The sequence below is a fragment of the Martelella radicis genome, from assembly GCF_014196625.1.
Lineage (GTDB): Bacteria > Pseudomonadota > Alphaproteobacteria > Rhizobiales > Rhizobiaceae > Martelella > Martelella radicis.
In genome coordinates, this window is record NZ_JACIDZ010000008.1 from 188,313 (window position 1) to 204,460 (window position 16,148).

General features: G+C 63.9%; 14 protein-coding genes. 6 read left to right on the forward strand and 8 right to left on the reverse strand.

Annotated elements, in window-relative coordinates; translation table 11 throughout:
• The first annotated feature begins 115 nt into the window (after positions 1 to 115).
• The 6 genes from GGR30_RS13260 to GGR30_RS13285 all read left to right on the forward strand — a co-directional run bounded on the left by GGR30_RS13260 (position 116) and on the right by GGR30_RS13285 (position 6,644).
• Positions 116 to 988: a branched-chain amino acid ABC transporter permease gene (locus GGR30_RS13260; protein WP_183487013.1), complete on the forward strand. Its 873-nt coding sequence runs from the start codon at positions 116 to 118 to the stop codon at positions 986 to 988.
• Positions 989 to 992: 4 nt separating this feature from the next.
• Positions 993 to 1,949, forward strand: coding sequence for a branched-chain amino acid ABC transporter permease (locus tag GGR30_RS13265; protein WP_183487015.1), 957 nt, complete (start codon positions 993 to 995; stop codon positions 1,947 to 1,949).
• The gene (locus GGR30_RS13270; protein WP_183487017.1) at positions 1,946 to 2,728 is read left to right on the forward strand and encodes an ABC transporter ATP-binding protein; all 783 of its coding nucleotides are present in this window, start codon (positions 1,946 to 1,948) and stop codon (positions 2,726 to 2,728) included. The genes GGR30_RS13265 and GGR30_RS13270 overlap by 4 nt, the downstream gene beginning before the upstream one ends.
• The gene (locus GGR30_RS13275; protein WP_183487019.1) at positions 2,715 to 3,416 is read left to right on the forward strand and encodes an ABC transporter ATP-binding protein; all 702 of its coding nucleotides are present in this window, start codon (positions 2,715 to 2,717) and stop codon (positions 3,414 to 3,416) included. The genes GGR30_RS13270 and GGR30_RS13275 overlap by 14 nt, the downstream gene beginning before the upstream one ends.
• Before the next feature lies 1 nt (position 3,417).
• Complete coding sequence (locus GGR30_RS13280) at positions 3,418 to 5,352, forward strand: 3-hydroxyacyl-CoA dehydrogenase NAD-binding domain-containing protein (RefSeq protein WP_183487021.1); 1,935 nt, start codon at positions 3,418 to 3,420, stop codon at positions 5,350 to 5,352.
• A 77-nt stretch (positions 5,353 to 5,429) separates the two neighbouring features.
• On the forward strand, positions 5,430 to 6,644 hold the full coding sequence (locus GGR30_RS13285; protein ID WP_183487023.1) for an META domain-containing protein: 1,215 nt from the start codon (positions 5,430 to 5,432) through the stop codon (positions 6,642 to 6,644).
• A 13-nt stretch (positions 6,645 to 6,657) separates the two neighbouring features.
• Here GGR30_RS13285 and GGR30_RS13290 read toward each other — a convergent pair whose 3' ends face one another.
• From GGR30_RS13290 to GGR30_RS13325, 8 genes are all read right to left on the reverse strand, one after another.
• Entirely contained in the window at positions 6,658 to 7,761 is a 1,104-nt protein-coding gene (locus tag GGR30_RS13290) for a calcium:cation antiporter (protein WP_183487025.1), read from the reverse strand.
• A 51-nt stretch (positions 7,762 to 7,812) separates the two neighbouring features.
• Positions 7,813 to 9,297, reverse strand: a complete 1,485-nt coding sequence (locus tag GGR30_RS13295; protein WP_246413842.1) for a TolC family protein — start codon at positions 9,295 to 9,297, stop codon at positions 7,813 to 7,815.
• Positions 9,297 to 11,117, reverse strand: a complete 1,821-nt coding sequence (locus GGR30_RS13300) for an FUSC family protein (protein WP_183487027.1) — start codon at positions 11,115 to 11,117, stop codon at positions 9,297 to 9,299. The genes GGR30_RS13295 and GGR30_RS13300 overlap by 1 nt, the downstream gene beginning before the upstream one ends.
• Positions 11,101 to 12,135 (reverse strand): multidrug transporter subunit MdtN, encoded by a 1,035-nt coding sequence (gene mdtN, locus GGR30_RS13305; protein WP_183487029.1) that lies wholly within the window; start codon positions 12,133 to 12,135, stop codon positions 11,101 to 11,103. Before mdtN ends, GGR30_RS13300 begins: the two co-directional genes overlap by 17 nt.
• Positions 12,136 to 12,138: 3 nt before the next feature.
• Positions 12,139 to 12,384 carry a YtcA family lipoprotein gene (locus tag GGR30_RS13310; protein ID WP_246413844.1) on the reverse strand — a complete coding sequence of 82 codons (246 nt, stop codon included), beginning with the start codon at positions 12,382 to 12,384 and terminating at the stop codon, positions 12,139 to 12,141.
• 145 nt (positions 12,385 to 12,529) lie between these two features.
• Positions 12,530 to 13,354 carry a porin family protein gene (locus GGR30_RS13315; RefSeq protein WP_183487031.1) on the reverse strand — a complete coding sequence of 275 codons (825 nt, stop codon included), beginning with the start codon at positions 13,352 to 13,354 and terminating at the stop codon, positions 12,530 to 12,532.
• 9 nt (positions 13,355 to 13,363) lie between these two features.
• Entirely contained in the window at positions 13,364 to 14,809 is a 1,446-nt protein-coding gene (locus GGR30_RS13320) for a metal-dependent hydrolase family protein (RefSeq protein WP_183487033.1), read from the reverse strand.
• A 119-nt stretch (positions 14,810 to 14,928) separates the two neighbouring features.
• Entirely contained in the window at positions 14,929 to 16,104 is a 1,176-nt protein-coding gene (locus GGR30_RS13325; protein ID WP_183487035.1) for an alpha/beta hydrolase, read from the reverse strand.
• Positions 16,105 to 16,148: the final 44 nt, after the last annotated feature.

Sequence of the window (16,148 nt, forward strand, 5' to 3'; positions counted from 1 at the left end):
AGGTGAGGCAAGGGCCTTTGTCAAAAACTGTCCCCGCGCCAAGGAATAACGGCGTGGGGCGATCGCCGCGGGGGTTATCCGCCGCTCCTTAGCAGTCACCGTTCGGGATCCATCCATGGACGCATTGATGCAATTCATTCTGTCGGGCTTTACGGTCGGCGCGGTCTACGCGCTGGTCGCGCTCGGCTTCACGATCATCTACAACGCCTCCGACGTGGTGAATTTCGCGCAGGGCGAATTCGTCATGCTGGGCGGCATGATCACCGCCTTTACCTATGCCGCCGGCCTGCCGCTGCCGCTGGCAGGGCTTCTTGCCATCGTCATCACCGCAGCCGTCGGCGTCGCGCTCAACAAGCTTGCGATCGAGCCCGCGCGCGGTGCCCCGGTGGTCTCGCTGGTGATCATCACCATCGGCGCCTCGATCTTCATTCGCGGCGTGGCGCAGCTCGTCTTCGACAAGCAGCTTCATCGCTTTCCCGCCTTTTCCGGCGACGATCCGATCCACATTCTCGGCGCGACCATCCTGCCGCAGAGCCTGTGGGTGATCGGCGGCGCCGTCTTTGTCTTCGTCGGTCTGTGGGTTTTCTTCACCAAGACGCTGACCGGCAAGGCCGTGCTGGCGGCCGCGAACAACCGGCTCGCCGCCCAACTCGTCGGCATCAACACCAACTGGGTGATGACGCTCTCCTTCTCGTTGTCGGCCGCGATCGCCGCCCTTGCCGGCGTGCTGATCACGCCGATCACGCTTGTCAGCTACGATGTCGGCGTGGCGCTGGCGCTGAAGGGCTTTGCCGCTGCCATGCTCGGCGGCATGGGCAATCCGAAGGGCGCACTGGTCGGCGGCATCGCGCTTGGCCTGATGGAGGCGCTGACGGCCGGCTATATCTCCTCGCAATACAAGGAAGCCGTTGCCTTCGTCGTCATCCTCGCCGTTCTGTTCGTCATGCCCCAGGGTCTGTTCGGCGCCAAGTCGACGGAAAGGGTATGAAGCCATGTTAGCACATTCGAAATGGATCCAGATCGCGATCGTCGCAGCCCTTGTCGCCGTCCTGCCCTTCTTCTTTCCGTCGGGCTATTACTACCGCGTCGGCGCGCTGATCTTCGTCAACGCGCTTTCGGTCATCGGCCTCGTCATCCTCATCGGCTATGCCGGGCAGATTTCGCTCGGCCATGCGGGCTTTGCCGGTATCGGCGCCTATTCCTGCGCGCTCGCGCCGGAATATCTCGGCCTGCACCCGGCCCTTGCCGCCCTTCTGGGCGCCGTCATTTCCGGCGGCGTGGCTGCCCTCATCGGTCGGCCGATCCTCAAGCTCAAGGGCTACTACCTGGCGGTGGCGACGCTCGGCTTCGGCATTCTCGTCTCGCTGGTTCTCACCAATGAGCGGCAGTTGACGGGCGGCCCGGACGGCATGGCCGTGCCGGAACTTGGCCTGCGCGATCTTCTGCGCGACATGGGCTGGCGCGTCTCCGGCGGAGAGTTCTGGTATGGCGTTTCCGGCATCGTGCTCGTCATCGGCGTCTGGATCGCGCTCAATCTGGCGATGAGCCCGACGGGTCGCGCCATGCGCGCTCTGCACGGTTCGGAAGTCGCCGCCCGCACGGTCGGCATCGATGTCGCCCGCGTCAAGCTGCAGGCCTTCATCATTTCCGCCGTCTATGCCTCGGTTGCAGGCTCGCTGCTGGCGCTGCAGAACCGCTTCATCACGCCGGATGTGGCAGGTTTCATGCATTCCATCGAAATGGTGTCGATGGCCGTGCTCGGCGGCGTCGGCTCCATTCTCGGGGCGATGCTGGGGGCGGCGATCCTCACGCTTCTGCCGCAGGTGCTCACTGTCTTTGCCGAATATGAACAGCTCGTCCTCGGCGCGATCATGATCTCGGTGATGATCTTCCTGCCGCGCGGGCTTCTGCCCTCGATCGCAAGCAAACTGAAGGGGAGGGACGAATGAGCCTTCTTGATGTTCAGGGTCTCGGCATCTCCTTTGGCGGGTTGCGCGCCGTCAACAATGTCAGCTTTTCGGCGAGCGCCGGCGAGATCGTCTCGGTGATCGGGCCGAATGGCGCGGGCAAGACCACGCTGTTCAACATGATCTCCGGCGTCTATCTGCCCGGCGAGGGCAAGGTGATGCTCGACGGCCGCGACATTACCGCCAAGCGGCCCGACCGTCTGGCGACCCTTGGCCTGACCCGCACCTTCCAGAACCTGCAGATCTTCCAGGAGATGACGGTTCTGGAAAATGTGATCGCCGGTTTTCACCTGCAGGAACGCGGCGCGCTCGTTGCCGATCTTCTGTCGCTGCCGGCCTCGAAGAAGCGGGCGGCGGAGGCCAGGGAAGGCGCTCAGGAACTGCTCGCCCGCGTCGGCCTGCAGAAGGCCGCCGAACGCCAGGCCGGAAATCTGTCCTATGGCGCGCTGAAGCGGCTGGAAATTGCCCGGGCACTCGCCGTATCCCCGCGCGTCCTGCTGCTTGATGAGCCGGCCGCCGGCTGCAACGCTGTAGAGACCGAAGAGATCGACCGGCTGATTGCCGAACTGGCGAAAACCGGCATCGCCATCCTTCTCGTCGAGCACGACATGAAGATGGTGATGCGCATTTCCAACCATATCGTGGTGCTCGATCACGGCGAGAAGATCGCCGAGGGGGATCCGGAAACCGTATCGCGCAACAAGGCGGTGATCGCCGCCTATCTTGGAACGGAAGAGGAGGCTGCCGATGCTGACGGTTAAGGGCCTGCGCTCGGCCTATGGCCGCATCGAGGTGCTGCACGGCATCGATCTCGAGGTCAAGTCCGGCGAGATCGTCACCGTGGTCGGCGCCAATGGCGCGGGCAAGACGACGCTTTTGAAATGTCTCTCCGGCCTGCAGCCGGTGACTGATGGCGAGATGATCTTTCGTGGCGAGGTAATGACAAATGTTCCCGCCTTCAGGCGGTTGAAACAGGGCCTTGCCCAGTCGCCGGAAGGCCGGCAGATCTTCACCAATCTCTCGGTCGAGGAGAATTTGAGGCTCGGCGCTTTCCTGTTCACCGATGATCGCGTCGAACGCGACATGGAAGACGCCTTCGCCATGTTCCCGATCCTGAAGGAAAAGCGCAATCTCGTGGCGGGCGGGCTCTCCGGCGGCCAGCAGCAGATGCTGGCGATCGCCCGCGCGCTGATGGGCCGCCCCGCATGTCTTTTGCTGGACGAGCCGTCCATGGGCCTTGCGCCGCTGCTGGTCGCCCAGATCTTCGATGTGGTGAAGGCGCTGAAGGCGCGTGACGTGACCGTTCTTCTCGTTGAACAGAATGCCTATGGCGCGCTGAAGATCGCCGATCGCGGCTATGTGATGGAAACCGGCCGCATCACCATGGAAGGTGCCGCCGCAGCGCTGATCGCCGATCCGCAGGTGCGCGAGGCCTATCTTGGAATCTGACATGAAGACTGTGATGACTATCGAGCATCGCGGCGCAATTGCCGTGGTGACCATCGACAATCCGCCGGTGAACGCGCTCTCCAATGCCGTTCGCGGGGCGCTGGTCGAAGCCGTGGAAACGCTTGATGCCGATGATGCGGTGAAGGCGGTCGTGATCGCCTGCGCCGGCCGCACATTCATTGCCGGGGCCGACGTGCGCGAGTTCAACCTGCCGCCGCAGGAGCCGCTTCTGCCCGACGTGGTGGCGGCAATCGAGGATGCGAAAAAGCCCTGGGTGGCCGCCATTCATGGTTCGGCGCTGGGGGGCGGATTTGAAGTTGCGCTTGGCTGTCGTTTCCGGATCGCCGATGCGAAGGCCTCTGTTGGCCTTCCTGAAGTCACCCTCGGCCTCATCCCCGGCGCGTCCGGCACGGTGCGCACGCCGCGCCTTGCGGGGGTCGAGACGGCGGTGAAGCTTGCCGTTTCGGGCCGTCCGATGAAGGCCAAAGCCGCGCTTGAGGCGGGGCTGGTCGATGCGATCGCCGATGGCGATCTGGTCGAAGAGGCCGTCGTCTTCGCCGAACAGGCAGTGGAGAAACCGCTGCCGCCGAAGACGCGGGAGCGTCCGGTCACAGCGCTTGCGGAGGATTTCTGGGCGGCGGCGGAGAAGGACGCGGCAAAGCCCGGCTATCGCGCGCCGCTGGAGGTGCTGGCCTCCATCCGCTTTGCCGTTGAAAACCCGTTCGACGCGGCGATGGAGCATGAACGGAAAATCTTTCTGGAACTGCGCGCCTCGAAGGAGGCCGCAGCCCTTCGCCACGTCTTCTTTGCCGAACGGGCAGCGGCGCGTCCTGAAAGCCTGAAGGGCATCGAGCCGCTTGCTATCTCTGCCGTCGGCGTTATCGGCGGCGGCACGATGGGGGCGGGGATTGCGGTCGCGGCGCTCAATGCCGGGTTCTCCGTCACCCTGATCGAACGCGACGAGGAGGCCGTCGCACGCGGCATCCGCACGATCGACGGCATTCTGGCGGGCTCGGTCAAGCGCGGCAAGCTCACCGAGGCGGGCCGCGTCGAGCTGATGGCGTCTCTGGGCGGCACGACGGAATACAGGGCGCTCGGCGATTGCGATCTGGTGATCGAGGCGGTGTTCGAGGAGATTTCGGTCAAGCGCGCCGTTTTTGAAAAGCTTGGCCAGGTCTGCCGGGCCGATGCGGTGCTCGCCACCAACACCTCCTATCTCGATCCGCGGCTGATTGCCGAAGGCCTGGCGAACCCCGAACGCTTCATCGGCCTGCATTTCTTCTCGCCCGCCCATGTGATGAAACTGCTCGAAATCGTGCCGGTGCCCCAGACATCTGGCGCGGTGCTCGCCACCGCCTTTGCCCTTGCCAAGACGCTCGGCAAGATGCCGGTGCGCGCCGGCATCTGCGAGGGCTTCATCGGCAACCGTATTCTCAAGCGTTACCGCGCTGCGGCTGAGGAACTGGTCGAACAGGGCGTGGCAATCGCCGATATCGACGCGGCCATGCGCGGCTACGGCTTCAAGATGGGTCCGTTCGAGGCGCAGGATCTCGGCGGCCTCGACATCGCCTTCCTGCAGCGCGAGGGCGCGCGGGCGACAGGCGAGGCTGTGCCGGAGACGCTCGGCGATATTCTCGTGCGCGCCGGGCGCAAGGGGCAGAAGACCGGCGGTGGCTGGTATGACTATGAGCCGGGAAACCGCAAGCCGATTGTTTCGGAGCAGGTAACTGATCTGCTGAGGGACCGGATCGATGGCGACACGTCGTTGACGGCGGAGGAAATCGCCGAAAGGCTGGTCGGCGCAATGGCGGACGAGGGCCGTGCGATCCTCGCCGAAGGCATTGCCGAAAAGCCGGCCGATATCGACCTTGTCGAAATCCACGGCTATGGCTTTCCGCGCCACAAGGGCGGGCCGATGTTTGCGAGCGAGGGCTGATCTTGGTCAGCCGACATTGACCTGTTGCGTGACGCGGTTAGGCTTGGGCCAAAATCGTCAGAAAACCGGAGGTCACCATGTCGAAAACCCTGATCGCTCTTGTCGCCGCGCTCGCATCATCATCTGCTCTCGCCCAGGAGACGCGGACGGTCTCGGGCGAGGCTACCTACCGTGAACGCATGGCATTGCCGGATGATGCCGAACTGATCGTCTTCCTGACGGGTTTTCAGGGCAACGAGCTTGGCGGCATGAGCGAAGCGGCGGATGGGCGGCAGGTGCCGTTGCCGTTTTCGTTTTCCGTGCCCGGCGGGTTCAAGGGCGAACTCACGGCCGCGATCATGGTCGACGACGCGCTTCGCTTCGTCAGCGATCCGGTGGAGGTTGCAGCGGGAACGGCGGATGTCGATATCGGCACCATCTGGCTCTCGGGCTTCACGCCCTCCGGTTTCCAGTCCGTCTGGGCCTGTGGCGATGACCGCTTCACGATCGGCTTTCGCGACAATCTGGCCGTTGTCGAGACCGACGACACGATCTTCGAGCTTCCCCAGGCGATCTCGGCCGATGGCGCCCGCTTTGCGAGCGAGGACGGCCGGAACGAGTTCTGGGGCAAGGGCGATCAGGCGATGCTGACGCTTGACGGCGTGACCTATCCAGAGTGCGAGATGGTCGAGGATGACAGCAGCTGGACGGCGCAGGGCAACGAGCCCGGCTGGCGCGCGGTCATGGCGAATGGGCGTTTCCGCCTCGATCTCAACTACGGAGACGACCGGCTCGATCTGCGCCTTCCCGAAGCCGAAATCTCGGAAGGCGCCTATCATTACGACTTTGCTGCCTTCGGTCTGTCCTTCGCCGTCAGCGACCGGCTGTGCCGCGATGACATGAGCGGGCGGCTTTTCCCGCAGACAGCCGAGCTGACAACGGCAACGGATGTTCTCAAAGGATGCGGCGGCGATACCATCTCACTTCTCGCCGGACCGGAATGGACCGTCTCGGAAATCGGCGGCGAAGCCCTGCCGGATGAGGCCAGCGTGACGATCGGGGTCAGTGCCGAGGGGCAGATCTCCGGCTCAGCCGGCTGCAACCGCTATATGGGCGCATTGCGAATCGGCGGCGAGGGCAGCCTGGAAATAGGGCCGCTGGCAGCGACCAATATGGCGTGCGAGGAACCCCTGATGGCGCTGGAACGCGATTTCTTCCAGGCGATCGACAGCGTCGACGGCTTCGATATTGCCGACAATGGTGACCTCATTCTGACGGCAGAAGGCGAAACCGTGATCCAGGCTTCGCGCTGAGGCGTCCTGATCGTCAGGGCACCAGCGTCAAGAGCACGAAGACCGCGAAGATCACCAGATGGACCGCGCCCTGCAAGACGGTGGTGCGGCCCGTTCCCAGCGTGATCGTGCTGACGAACAGCGTCAGAATGAGCATCACCATCTGCTCCGGCTCCAGCCCGAGCGTCATTTGGCGGCCGAGCGCGATCGAGATCAGCGCCACGATCGGGATCGACAGGCCGATACTGGCAAGCGCGGAGCCGAGCACGAGGTTGATGCTCTGCTGGATCCTGTTCTTGAATGCCGCCTGCACCGAGGAAATGCCCTCCGGCATCAGCACCAGCGCCGCGATCATCACGCCGACAAGCGTCTGCGGCAGGCCGGCCGCCGCGATGCCCCGGTCAAGCGGGGCGGACAGCATTTCGGCCAGCAGGATGACCATCAGCAGGGAGAACGGCAGCATCACCGCGCTTGCCGTGGTCATCCGGCCCGAGGGCGGGGCGTGGTGTTCAGGGAAGAACTCGCCCTCCTCGTCATCGGTCTCCTCGGTGAAATCGCTGCGGTGGCGAACGGTCTGGATGAACAGGAACACGCCGTAAAGCACTAGGCAGCAGATGCTGACGACAAGAAGCTGGGCCCAGGAATATTGCTGGGCCGGGCCGGAGATGGCGAAATTCGGCAGCACGAAGGCGAGCGTCGAAAGCGTGCCGAGCACGGCAAGGGCGGCCGTGGCGGCGGCCAGCTTGAAGCTCTGCGCGTGGTAGATCCGGCCGCCGACCACGAGACACAGCCCGATGATGCCGTTCAGCACGATCATCACGGCGGAAAACACCGTGTCGCGGGCCACCGCATCCGTACCCTCTGCGCCCGAGAACATGATCGAGACGATCAACGCCACTTCGATCAGCGTCACGCATCCGGCCAGGATGATCGATCCCATCGGTTCGCCGACCCGGGCGCCAAGAACCTCTGCGTGAAGAACGGAGGCGAAGACCGACCCGCCGAGCAGCAGGATCGCAGGAACGAGAAAAACCACCGATGTGTCATGCAGTATGCCGAATAACTCGAGCGCAACGAGGGCGGCAGCGACAAACGGTAACAGCACGCTCCATTTGGGGATAGAACTCGGACTGTGCATGGTCTCTCCTGAAGACGGGCATGCCGGATGGCATGGACGCCGCCGATCTCCTTAACGCGGAATGGTCGCCGCGGTCGAGGTGCCGAGCACGAAGGCGAGGTTGGCGGCAGCGGTGAAGGCCGCCTCGCGCGCGTCGCTTTCGGCGAGCCGTGCTTCGAGCAGGCCGGTCTGGGCCGTTGCCAGGGCTGAAACCGTTCCGACGCCGTTTTGATAGGCTTCAAGCGCCGAATCGTATGTCTTGTAGGCGGCCTGACGGAGTTTGACCGAAGAGGCATTGGCCTGAAGCGCGGTGGTCAGGGCATTCGAGGCCACCACGATCTCTCGGGCGGCGGCATCCTTCAACTGTTCGAAATTGCGTTTGGCCGCCTCGACCCGACTTTCGGCCTGTTTCAGATTGGCGTCGCGCATGCCGGCGTCGTAAAGCGGAATGGTGGCGCCGACCATGATATTGCCGTTGAGCCCGTTATTGTCGATGGTTGGCAGGCCGCCCGCCGTCAGGCCGGTCTCGTAGGATGACAGCGTGCCGAACACGCCGATCTTCGGCATGAAGTCGGATTTCGCCTTCTTCACGCCTTCGCGGCTTGCCTCGAGCGTCGCATAACCCGCCAGAATGTCGGGCCGGTTGGAGAGCGCGATCTCGATCATGGTGTCGACCGGCGCGCGGGACGACGCGGGCAGGCCGCGTCCGGCCGTATCCTGGATTTTCAGCTTCGACATCGGCGAAATGCCGAGCGCGCCGAGAAGCGCCTGGTAGCTGTCCTGCTCGCTGCCTCTCGCCTGAACGAGCGCCAGTTCGGCCTGGGCGACGATCTGCTCGGCCTGGGCCTCGTCGACGGAGGTTGCCAACCCGCGCCCGCGCCTTGCGCTGACGGCGTCGAGCACCGTGCGGCTGTTGGCAAGCGATTGATTTGCTGCCCTCGTATGGGCGCGGGCGGCATTGTAGTCGTGATAGGCGCCGGTCACCGCGAAGACGAGCTTCTGGTGCATGGCGTTGAACTGGTAGTTGGAGGCGAGCGACACTTGCTTCGCCGCCTCGACGACGGCACTGCGGCCGCCGAAATCGAGCGCCAGCCATTGCAGCGCCATGAACGGCACGACGCCCTGGACATTGCTGTCGAAATAGGCGCTGCCGCCGATCGGGATCGGCAGTTCGGCCGCATTCTGGTTGGTGCCGGCAATCACATTGGCGGTGATCACCGGCAGGTATGTGGCCTCCGCCATGCCGACGGCAAGCGCCGCCTGTCGCGCCTCTTCCCACGCCGCGCGCGTGCCCGGATTGGTGCGCTGGGCAAGGTCGATCAGTTCGGGCAGCGAATAGGTCTTCGCGTTGTCGATGACGGGCGGCGAGAGTGCCAGTTCCGTGCCGCCCTGTGCTGCGGTTCTCAGGTCATCCGCATTGGTGTTTTCCGCTGCCGGCTGCCAGGGGCGGTCCGGCGAGGGCGGGGCAAGCGACAGCGAATCCGCCGCGCAGCCGCCAAGCGCCGTGAGGGCGAAAACGGCGACGATGCCAGCCATTCCGGAAAGAAGGTTTCGCATCAGCTCGTCTCTCCCGTGTGGGCGGTTCTCGAAAAGTCCGCCGGTTCGGCGGCGGGTGTGATCGGGTCCGGTTCCGGCAGGGGCGGCGGCTCGGGCCGGAAATAAAGGGCAAGCGAAAGCGCGTTCAGCGCCCGCGCCGAACCGGCGTAATCCTCGCGCGCCTCAAGCGACGGGCGCATATGGCGCGGCTCGTAAGACGCCATTTCCACCGCATTGCGGATCACGCCGATGTCGCTCTGCACCGAGGCGACCAGCGCGGTCGAGGCGCGGCGGGTGTCAAAATCCAGCCCGGCGAGCTGTTTCAGCTTCGCGGTGGCAAGGCCGACCCGGCGTTTGACCTCGTCGCCGACGCTGACCGGCCAGATCGACGTGAAGATCACATAGACCACGGCATTGCCGAGAAGGATGCCGATGATGCGGTCGCTCGCAGCGCTCAGATCGGTGCTCGGGCCGAAGCCCTGCAGCACCGTCAGCAGGAAGGCAAGCGCGATCTGGACGCCGCCATAGGAAATGCGCTCATTGCCGGTCGAAACCCAGGCGGCAAGCGAGACGACGCCAAAGATGAGGAAGGCGAGCCCGCCGACGGATTCAAGCTGCGGAATGACGAACAGGATCGCGACAAGGCCGAAAAACGCGCCGATCAGGCAGCCGGTGATGCGCAGCACCAGCTTGTGCACCGTATCGCCCGTGGTGCCGAGAGCTGCGACATAGCAGGTGATCATCGCCGTATGGATGCCCTGCCAGTCGATCGCGGTGTAGATGAAGAAGCAGGTGACCGCGGCAAGCGTCGTCTTCAGCGCGAACTGCAGATGGACGGGGTTGGAGAAGATGTCGGGAGAGACCGCCGGATCATCCACCGGCGCGCCTTTTTCAAGCGGCGCCATGTGGCTGAGATCGTCCAGTGCGGCGGCGACGTCGCCGAAGACGGCATGCCCGGCAAAGGCCTGCGCATCAAAGGCCGGCAGCGCCTGTTTCGCGGTCACGGCCTCTGCCATTTCGCGGCAGAAACCGGCAAGTGCCGAACGGCTTTCGTTGTCAGTGTCTTCTGGCAAGGCGGAGACGGCCAGCAGCAGCCGGTAGCTATGCGCCTGACCGCGTTCGAGGAATTCGTAATCCTTGCCATAGACGAGGTTCAGGAGCTTCGTCAGCAGCAGCCGCTTGTCGGATTCCGCCATGCCCTCGCCGAGCGCATCGGAAAAGGCGAGGTCGTCTGCGGCTTCGGGCGTTTCGAGGCGTGTCGCGGCAAGCTCCAGCCGTTCGGCGATCGTCTGGCGCAGGAGCTTCTGCGGGGGAATGCCGAAGAAAAGATTGTAGACCGCCATCACCGCCATCGGCACGAACACCATGGCCCAGGCATAGAGCACGGCGCGGGTGGCGATCTCGCCGAGCGGAATATTGCCCAGCAAGGTCAGCACGAAGGCGATCACCAGCGCGACGATGCCGGCCTGCTCGCCCGCCTTGGTGGCCGAATCGAGATAGAGGAAGATGAAGGAGGCGATGACGATCGCCGCGATCTGTGCCGGCGGATGGTTGATCGTCAGGTTGATGATCCCGATCAGCAGCACGACCACGAGCGAGACGGCAATGATGATGCCGATGCCGGTGACGACGTTCTCCGCCGCATTGGCGCGCATCAGGAAGATCACCAGATAGCAGCCGATGGCCGCTTCCGGGAAATGATACATCATCGAGATGACGGTTGAGATGGCGCAGATGGCGCCGATCGAGAGCGAAAGGCGCAAGCGACCGGGAAACGGCCTCAGGTCATCGACGAGCCGGTGCGACTTTCGCCTCAGCGCGCTTTCAGCAATCGTCGCCATGGCGAACCACTGTCGAGGCGGATGCGCCGATGCGCATCAGGTTTTCCGGCGGGTCGATCAGCTCGATGCGCACGGGGAAGCGCTGCGCGATCTGCACCCAGTCGAGTTCCTTCGGCACATAGGGAAGCGCGCTCGGCAGTTCGATCAAGCTTTCCGTTGCCACGCCCCAGCCGATGCCCTGGACCCGGCCTTTGATCTCAACCGAACGGTCGGCCATCACGTAAACGGTGGCGCAAGTGCCTGCGGGGAGGTTCTTCAGTTCCGCCTCGCGGTAGAGCGCCGTCGCGAACCACTGGCCGGTATTGACCAGGGTGAAGAGCGGCGCGCCGGAAACGACGAACTGGCCGCTCGAAAATTTCAATCCGACGACGCGTCCGTCATGGGGCGAATAGATCTTGGTATTGGCGAGGTTGTGCCTGGCGAGGTCGAGCGCCGCCCGCCGGGCTTCGATGACGGCCAGCGTCTCCTCCGGCGTCGAGATCAGGGCGTCGGCGGCCTTTGACTGCTGCATCGCCTGTTCGAGGGAAACCTCGGCATCGCGTTTTGCCGTGCGGGCGTCCTGCACCTGCTGGTCGGTGACATAGCCCTTGGGCTGCAGCGGCAGAAGCCGTTCCAGCGTCTCTTCCGCCAGTTCCAGATTGGCCCGCGCGCGTTCGATCTGCTGCACGGCGATCTCGGCATTGGCGGTTTCCGCCGCAATGCTGCGCTCCTGAGACTGGTAGAGCGCTTCCGCCGCCTTCAGCTCGGCTTCCGCCTGGGCGACGAGAAGGCGGTAGGATTCGTCTTCCAGCGAGAACAGCAAATCTCCCTTCTTCACTTCCTCGTTTTCCGAAACATGGATCTCGGCGATCCGGCCCGGCACGGTGGCTGAGATCTGCGTGATTGGCGCGGTCAGCGTTGCGTCCTGCGACAGGATGTTCGCCTTCATCCGCGTCATATGGGTCCAGCCGAGATAGGCGGTCGCGCCGATGACGATGACAGGGATAAGGGCGACAAGCTTTGCCTTGGTGCTCAACATGGTCTACCGCCCGAACAGAAGGATTGACGCAGCGAGCCCGAGGGCGATCGCCAGAAACAGATAGACGACCACCCTGAGCGGCATCACGGCGTCAATGCCGGCCTTGATGAAGATGAGTCTGACGATGACAGCGCCGATGATGCCGATCAGCGAGCAGGCGATCCATGAGGGAAAATAGGCTCCGAAAAAGGGAATAACCGGGCCGCGCCCGGCGCTGCTGCACGATGTCAGCAGCAACAGACCCGACAAAACAAACCCTGCTTTACGCAATACACGCACGCCCCGCACCTGACCCTCTTGTCGTATTCGTCCCCGTTTTTCCCGGGTAGTGTCCTTCACCGTGGCCGCAAGTGTCAACCAAGTCTGACGATCAGGCTTAACAGGCCCGCCCGGATCAGAACTTGAAGGTCAGGCCGAGCGTCGGTCCCTGCATGTCGATGTCGAGAAGGTGGCCATCCCGGTCATAGTCGACGGAGAGGTATTTGTAGCCGAGCGATAGCGCCGTGGTCTTGGATACGTCGTATTTGACCGCGCCCATCGCTTGCCATGTGAGGTCCGATCCGCCGGAAGAACCGCCGATATCAGCCTGGCCGACAAAGCTGAATCCCTTGCCGAAATCATATTCCATGCGCGCGCCGATCGCCGGATCAACCCAGCCGAAATCGCTCTTTGCCCGGTAGGCGTTGGGCGTTCCGGTGATGCCGGCCGAAACATCGGCCCATGCCTTGAAGACGCGTATGCCGGCGAGCGCATCGAGCGCGAAGCGGTCCGTATCGGCGAGGCGGTAGGTTCCAAACAGCGCGGCGTTGAAAAGCTTGGTGTCGAGATTGACGTTGACGCCGGGAACGGGACCGATGCCTGGAAGCGTGACCGGGCCGGTGGCGTGGGCTTCGCGGGTATCGACATACATCACGTCCGCATAGGCGCCGAACGTGCCGTTGGTCGCATAGAAATTGACGAAGCCGGCAAGATTGAGCTCTTCGAGGATTTCGGAAAAGCTGCGATCGACCCTGACGGTCGGCGCGCCGGTGAAGGGTGAGACCTTTCCGGAAAGCCCGGCGCCCCAGATATAGGGCGTCAGCGCGAAGCTCCAGTCGTCGGCGGGCGCGGGGATCGCCGGTGTCGGCTGAGGCGCGACCGGATCGGCTGCGAAGGCGGCAGAGGAGAGGCTGGCGGTCGCGAAGCCCGCGAAGAGAAGTGTTACGGCAGATGCGCGCATCAAGGGCTCCTAGGCCAGCGTGTTCTTGAAGAAGCGGCCATCCTTCATGATGACGGCCATGTTCGCAGGATCGGCGATCAGTCCGATATCCTCAAGCGGATTCCCATCGATCAACAGCATATCGGCATAAGCGCCGGTCTCGATGACGCCGAGGCGGCCGCGATAGGGATTGCGTTCGCCGGAGAGCTGCAGCAGTTCGCCCGTCCGGCTGGTGGCGAGCTTCAGCACATCCGCGGGCGAGAACCATTCAGCAAGCTTGGCGAGCTGGCGGCCCTGTGATCCCGTCTTGGCCGGATTGAACAGGATATCCGTGCCCCAGACCATGCGCTCGATGTTGAACTTGTCGGCCCATTCGAAACAGCGCACCGTGCCTTCGGCGATATTGCGCTGGTCCTGGCGCTGCTGCTCGGAGCCCTGCGGGTTGGAATCCTCGTCCGCCAGGAAAGGCTGGATGCTCCACCATGTGCCGGTGTCGACGATCATGCGCACGGTTTCCTCGTCCGCCAGCTGGCCGTGCTCGATGCAGGCGACGCCGTTTTCGATCGAGCGCTTGATGCCTTGGGCGGTATAGACATGGGCGCAGACATAGGTGCCCCAATCCTCGGTCGCCTGGACAGCGGCTCGGATTTCCTCCGGCGTGAACTGCAGGCTCGGGATCGGGTCATATTGCGAGGAGACGCCGCCGCCGGTCATGATCTTGATCTGGCTCGCGCCGAGCATCAGCTGTTCGCGCACGCGGGTCAGAACCTGCGGCACGCCATTGGCGATCGAGGAAATGCCGGCCTCTTCCGCATGGCTGAGATTGGTGTTGTCGGACGCCGGGATCTCGTAGGGCATGCGGAAATCGCCGTGGCCGGAGGTCTGGGTGATCATCGCGCCGGCCGGATAGATGCGCGGACCGATCGCCTTGCCGCCGTCGATGGCGCGTTTCAGCGCAAAGGCAGGTCCGCCGACATCGCGCACCGTGGTGAAACCGCGCATCAACGTCTTTTCCGATTCGGCGGCGGCGACCAGATGGACATAGGGCACCTGGGCGGTCATCGCCGTCTGCATGGGAATGGCGCAGAGCAAGGAATGCCAGTGGGCATCGATCAGTCCGGGCATCAGCACACGGTTGCCGCAATCGACGATATCGGCATCGGCGACATCCTCTGCGACGGGAACAAGCGCCTCGATCCGGCCGCCGCTGACGAGCACGTTCCTGCCTTCGATGAGCATGTCGGAGAGGCCGTCGAAGATGCGCACATTGGTTAGCAGGACGGAACGGTCATTGGCCTCGGCGAGAGAGGGCATGGAGGCCAGCGCACCGGCGGCGATGGTTGCCGCCGCGCCCTTCAGCACCGAACGTCGGCTGAAACCGTCCATCAGGCGCTGGTTCAGCCGGGCAAATTCAGGCGTGTGGCAGGGACAGCCCGCTCCGTGGACGAGGTGCTGGTATCTGGATCCGGCGCGCATCGCTTCCTCCTGTTGCTTCGGTAAGCTTCCCCGATCTTTAAAGGTCATGGCCCCATTTGCAAGGAACGGTTCCGTGAAACTTTGCGCGGTGCTGTGCTTCCGGCAGGGCGCAGCCTGGCCTATTGCCCGTCCGCTGTCGCGGCAATCGCCGGTGTCGGATCGACCGTACGGCCCATGGCATCGAGGAACCGGGCGCCCGGTCGCCGTCCCATGCTGCCAAGCTCGGTGTCCTCGTCGAGTTCCGGATAGATCGCCGCAAGGGCGGCATAGCGGCTGTGGTTGAGCGCGTCGCGCGACGACACCGAGGAAATATCGATCAGGGCCACATTCTTCCTCTCGGCCATCTCCAGCACTTCCGGATCGGTGATGTCGAGCTGGCCGGCGCGCTGGCGGTTGCCCTGGATGAACCGCGAGAAGCCGAGCGCGCGATCGTCGCCCGAGACCATTACCAGAAGCGGCGGGTTAAGCGGGCCGATCACATCGACCTGGGCGGCGAACACGTCCTCGTCGATATCGGGCGCTGCGAGGATGACATTGAGTTTCCCAAGCGCCTTGCGGTTGCCCTCCAGGCTCAACTGGCGCAGCGCCTCCATGGTCAACCAGCCGCCCATGCTGTGGCCGAACAGCATGACCGAACGCACGCTGGAAAGCGCGGTCACCTGATCGAGCAGATCGGTCAGCCCGTCGCGGGAGAAGGTCGCGGATTCCTTGTCGGTCGCATAGTCGAGAAGGCGCGCCTGCGACGGCCAGGAAAACAGGATCGGCACGCCGGAGACATCGGTGTCGGCGGCAAGCTGGGCCATGCGGAACAGGCCCTCCTGGAAGGAGACGTTGAAGCCGTGCACGAAGACGCCGGCGATGCCCTTTCCGGTGTCGCGCGCGGCCTTTGCCACGCGCGCATCAAAGGCCGACTGTGACAGCGCGGTGTGCTTGAGGACGGTGAAATGCTCGTCCGGCCGGGCCTTGCGCGCGTAGGGCCATTCGATCTCGCCGGGATCATGGTCGGGCGGGATCGAGATCACGAACTCGGCATAACTCATCTCGTCCTCGCGCTCGGGCGTGAAGCCGTCAATCGGCTCCTCGGCCGGTTCGCGGGTGGTGGCTACATAGACGGTCACGCTGCGCGCGCCCTCCACGGCGGCCCCCGGATGCGGGTAGATCACCTCGGGTCCGGGGCGCTGCGTGCAGGCGGACAGCAGGAATGCGAGGAGGATACCGAAGGCAAGGCCAAGCGGGCGAAGCGGACTGCGCAGTTCGGGCGCGTCGTCTGCGGAACGGGTGCGTGTGATCTGCATGATCCGAATTTTCTTGCCTCGGGTCTGCGCGGGCGGTTGCCCTG

What these genes read in the sequence shown, in the direction of transcription:
- GGR30_RS13260 (WP_183487013.1), top strand. Translation starts at nt 116, where the DNA reads ATGGACGCATTGATGCAATTCATTCTGTCGGGCTTTACGGTCGGCGCG.
- GGR30_RS13265 (WP_183487015.1), top strand. Translation starts at nt 993, where the DNA reads ATGTTAGCACATTCGAAATGGATCCAGATCGCGATCGTCGCAGCCCTT.
- GGR30_RS13270 (WP_183487017.1), top strand. Translation starts at nt 1,946, where the DNA reads ATGAGCCTTCTTGATGTTCAGGGTCTCGGCATCTCCTTTGGCGGGTTG.
- GGR30_RS13275 (WP_183487019.1), top strand. Translation starts at nt 2,715, where the DNA reads ATGCTGACGGTTAAGGGCCTGCGCTCGGCCTATGGCCGCATCGAGGTG.
- GGR30_RS13280 (WP_183487021.1), top strand. Translation starts at nt 3,418, where the DNA reads ATGAAGACTGTGATGACTATCGAGCATCGCGGCGCAATTGCCGTGGTG.
- GGR30_RS13285 (WP_183487023.1), top strand. Translation starts at nt 5,430, where the DNA reads ATGTCGAAAACCCTGATCGCTCTTGTCGCCGCGCTCGCATCATCATCT.
- GGR30_RS13290 (WP_183487025.1), bottom strand. Translation starts at nt 7,761, where the DNA reads ATGCACAGTCCGAGTTCTATCCCCAAATGGAGCGTGCTGTTACCGTTT.
- GGR30_RS13295 (WP_246413842.1), bottom strand. Translation starts at nt 9,297, where the DNA reads ATGCGAAACCTTCTTTCCGGAATGGCTGGCATCGTCGCCGTTTTCGCC.
- GGR30_RS13300 (WP_183487027.1), bottom strand. Translation starts at nt 11,117, where the DNA reads ATGGCGACGATTGCTGAAAGCGCGCTGAGGCGAAAGTCGCACCGGCTC.
- mdtN (WP_183487029.1), bottom strand. Translation starts at nt 12,135, where the DNA reads ATGTTGAGCACCAAGGCAAAGCTTGTCGCCCTTATCCCTGTCATCGTC.
- GGR30_RS13315 (WP_183487031.1), bottom strand. Translation starts at nt 13,354, where the DNA reads ATGCGCGCATCTGCCGTAACACTTCTCTTCGCGGGCTTCGCGACCGCC.
- GGR30_RS13320 (WP_183487033.1), bottom strand. Translation starts at nt 14,809, where the DNA reads ATGCGCGCCGGATCCAGATACCAGCACCTCGTCCACGGAGCGGGCTGT.
- GGR30_RS13325 (WP_183487035.1), bottom strand. Translation starts at nt 16,104, where the DNA reads ATGCAGATCACACGCACCCGTTCCGCAGACGACGCGCCCGAACTGCGC.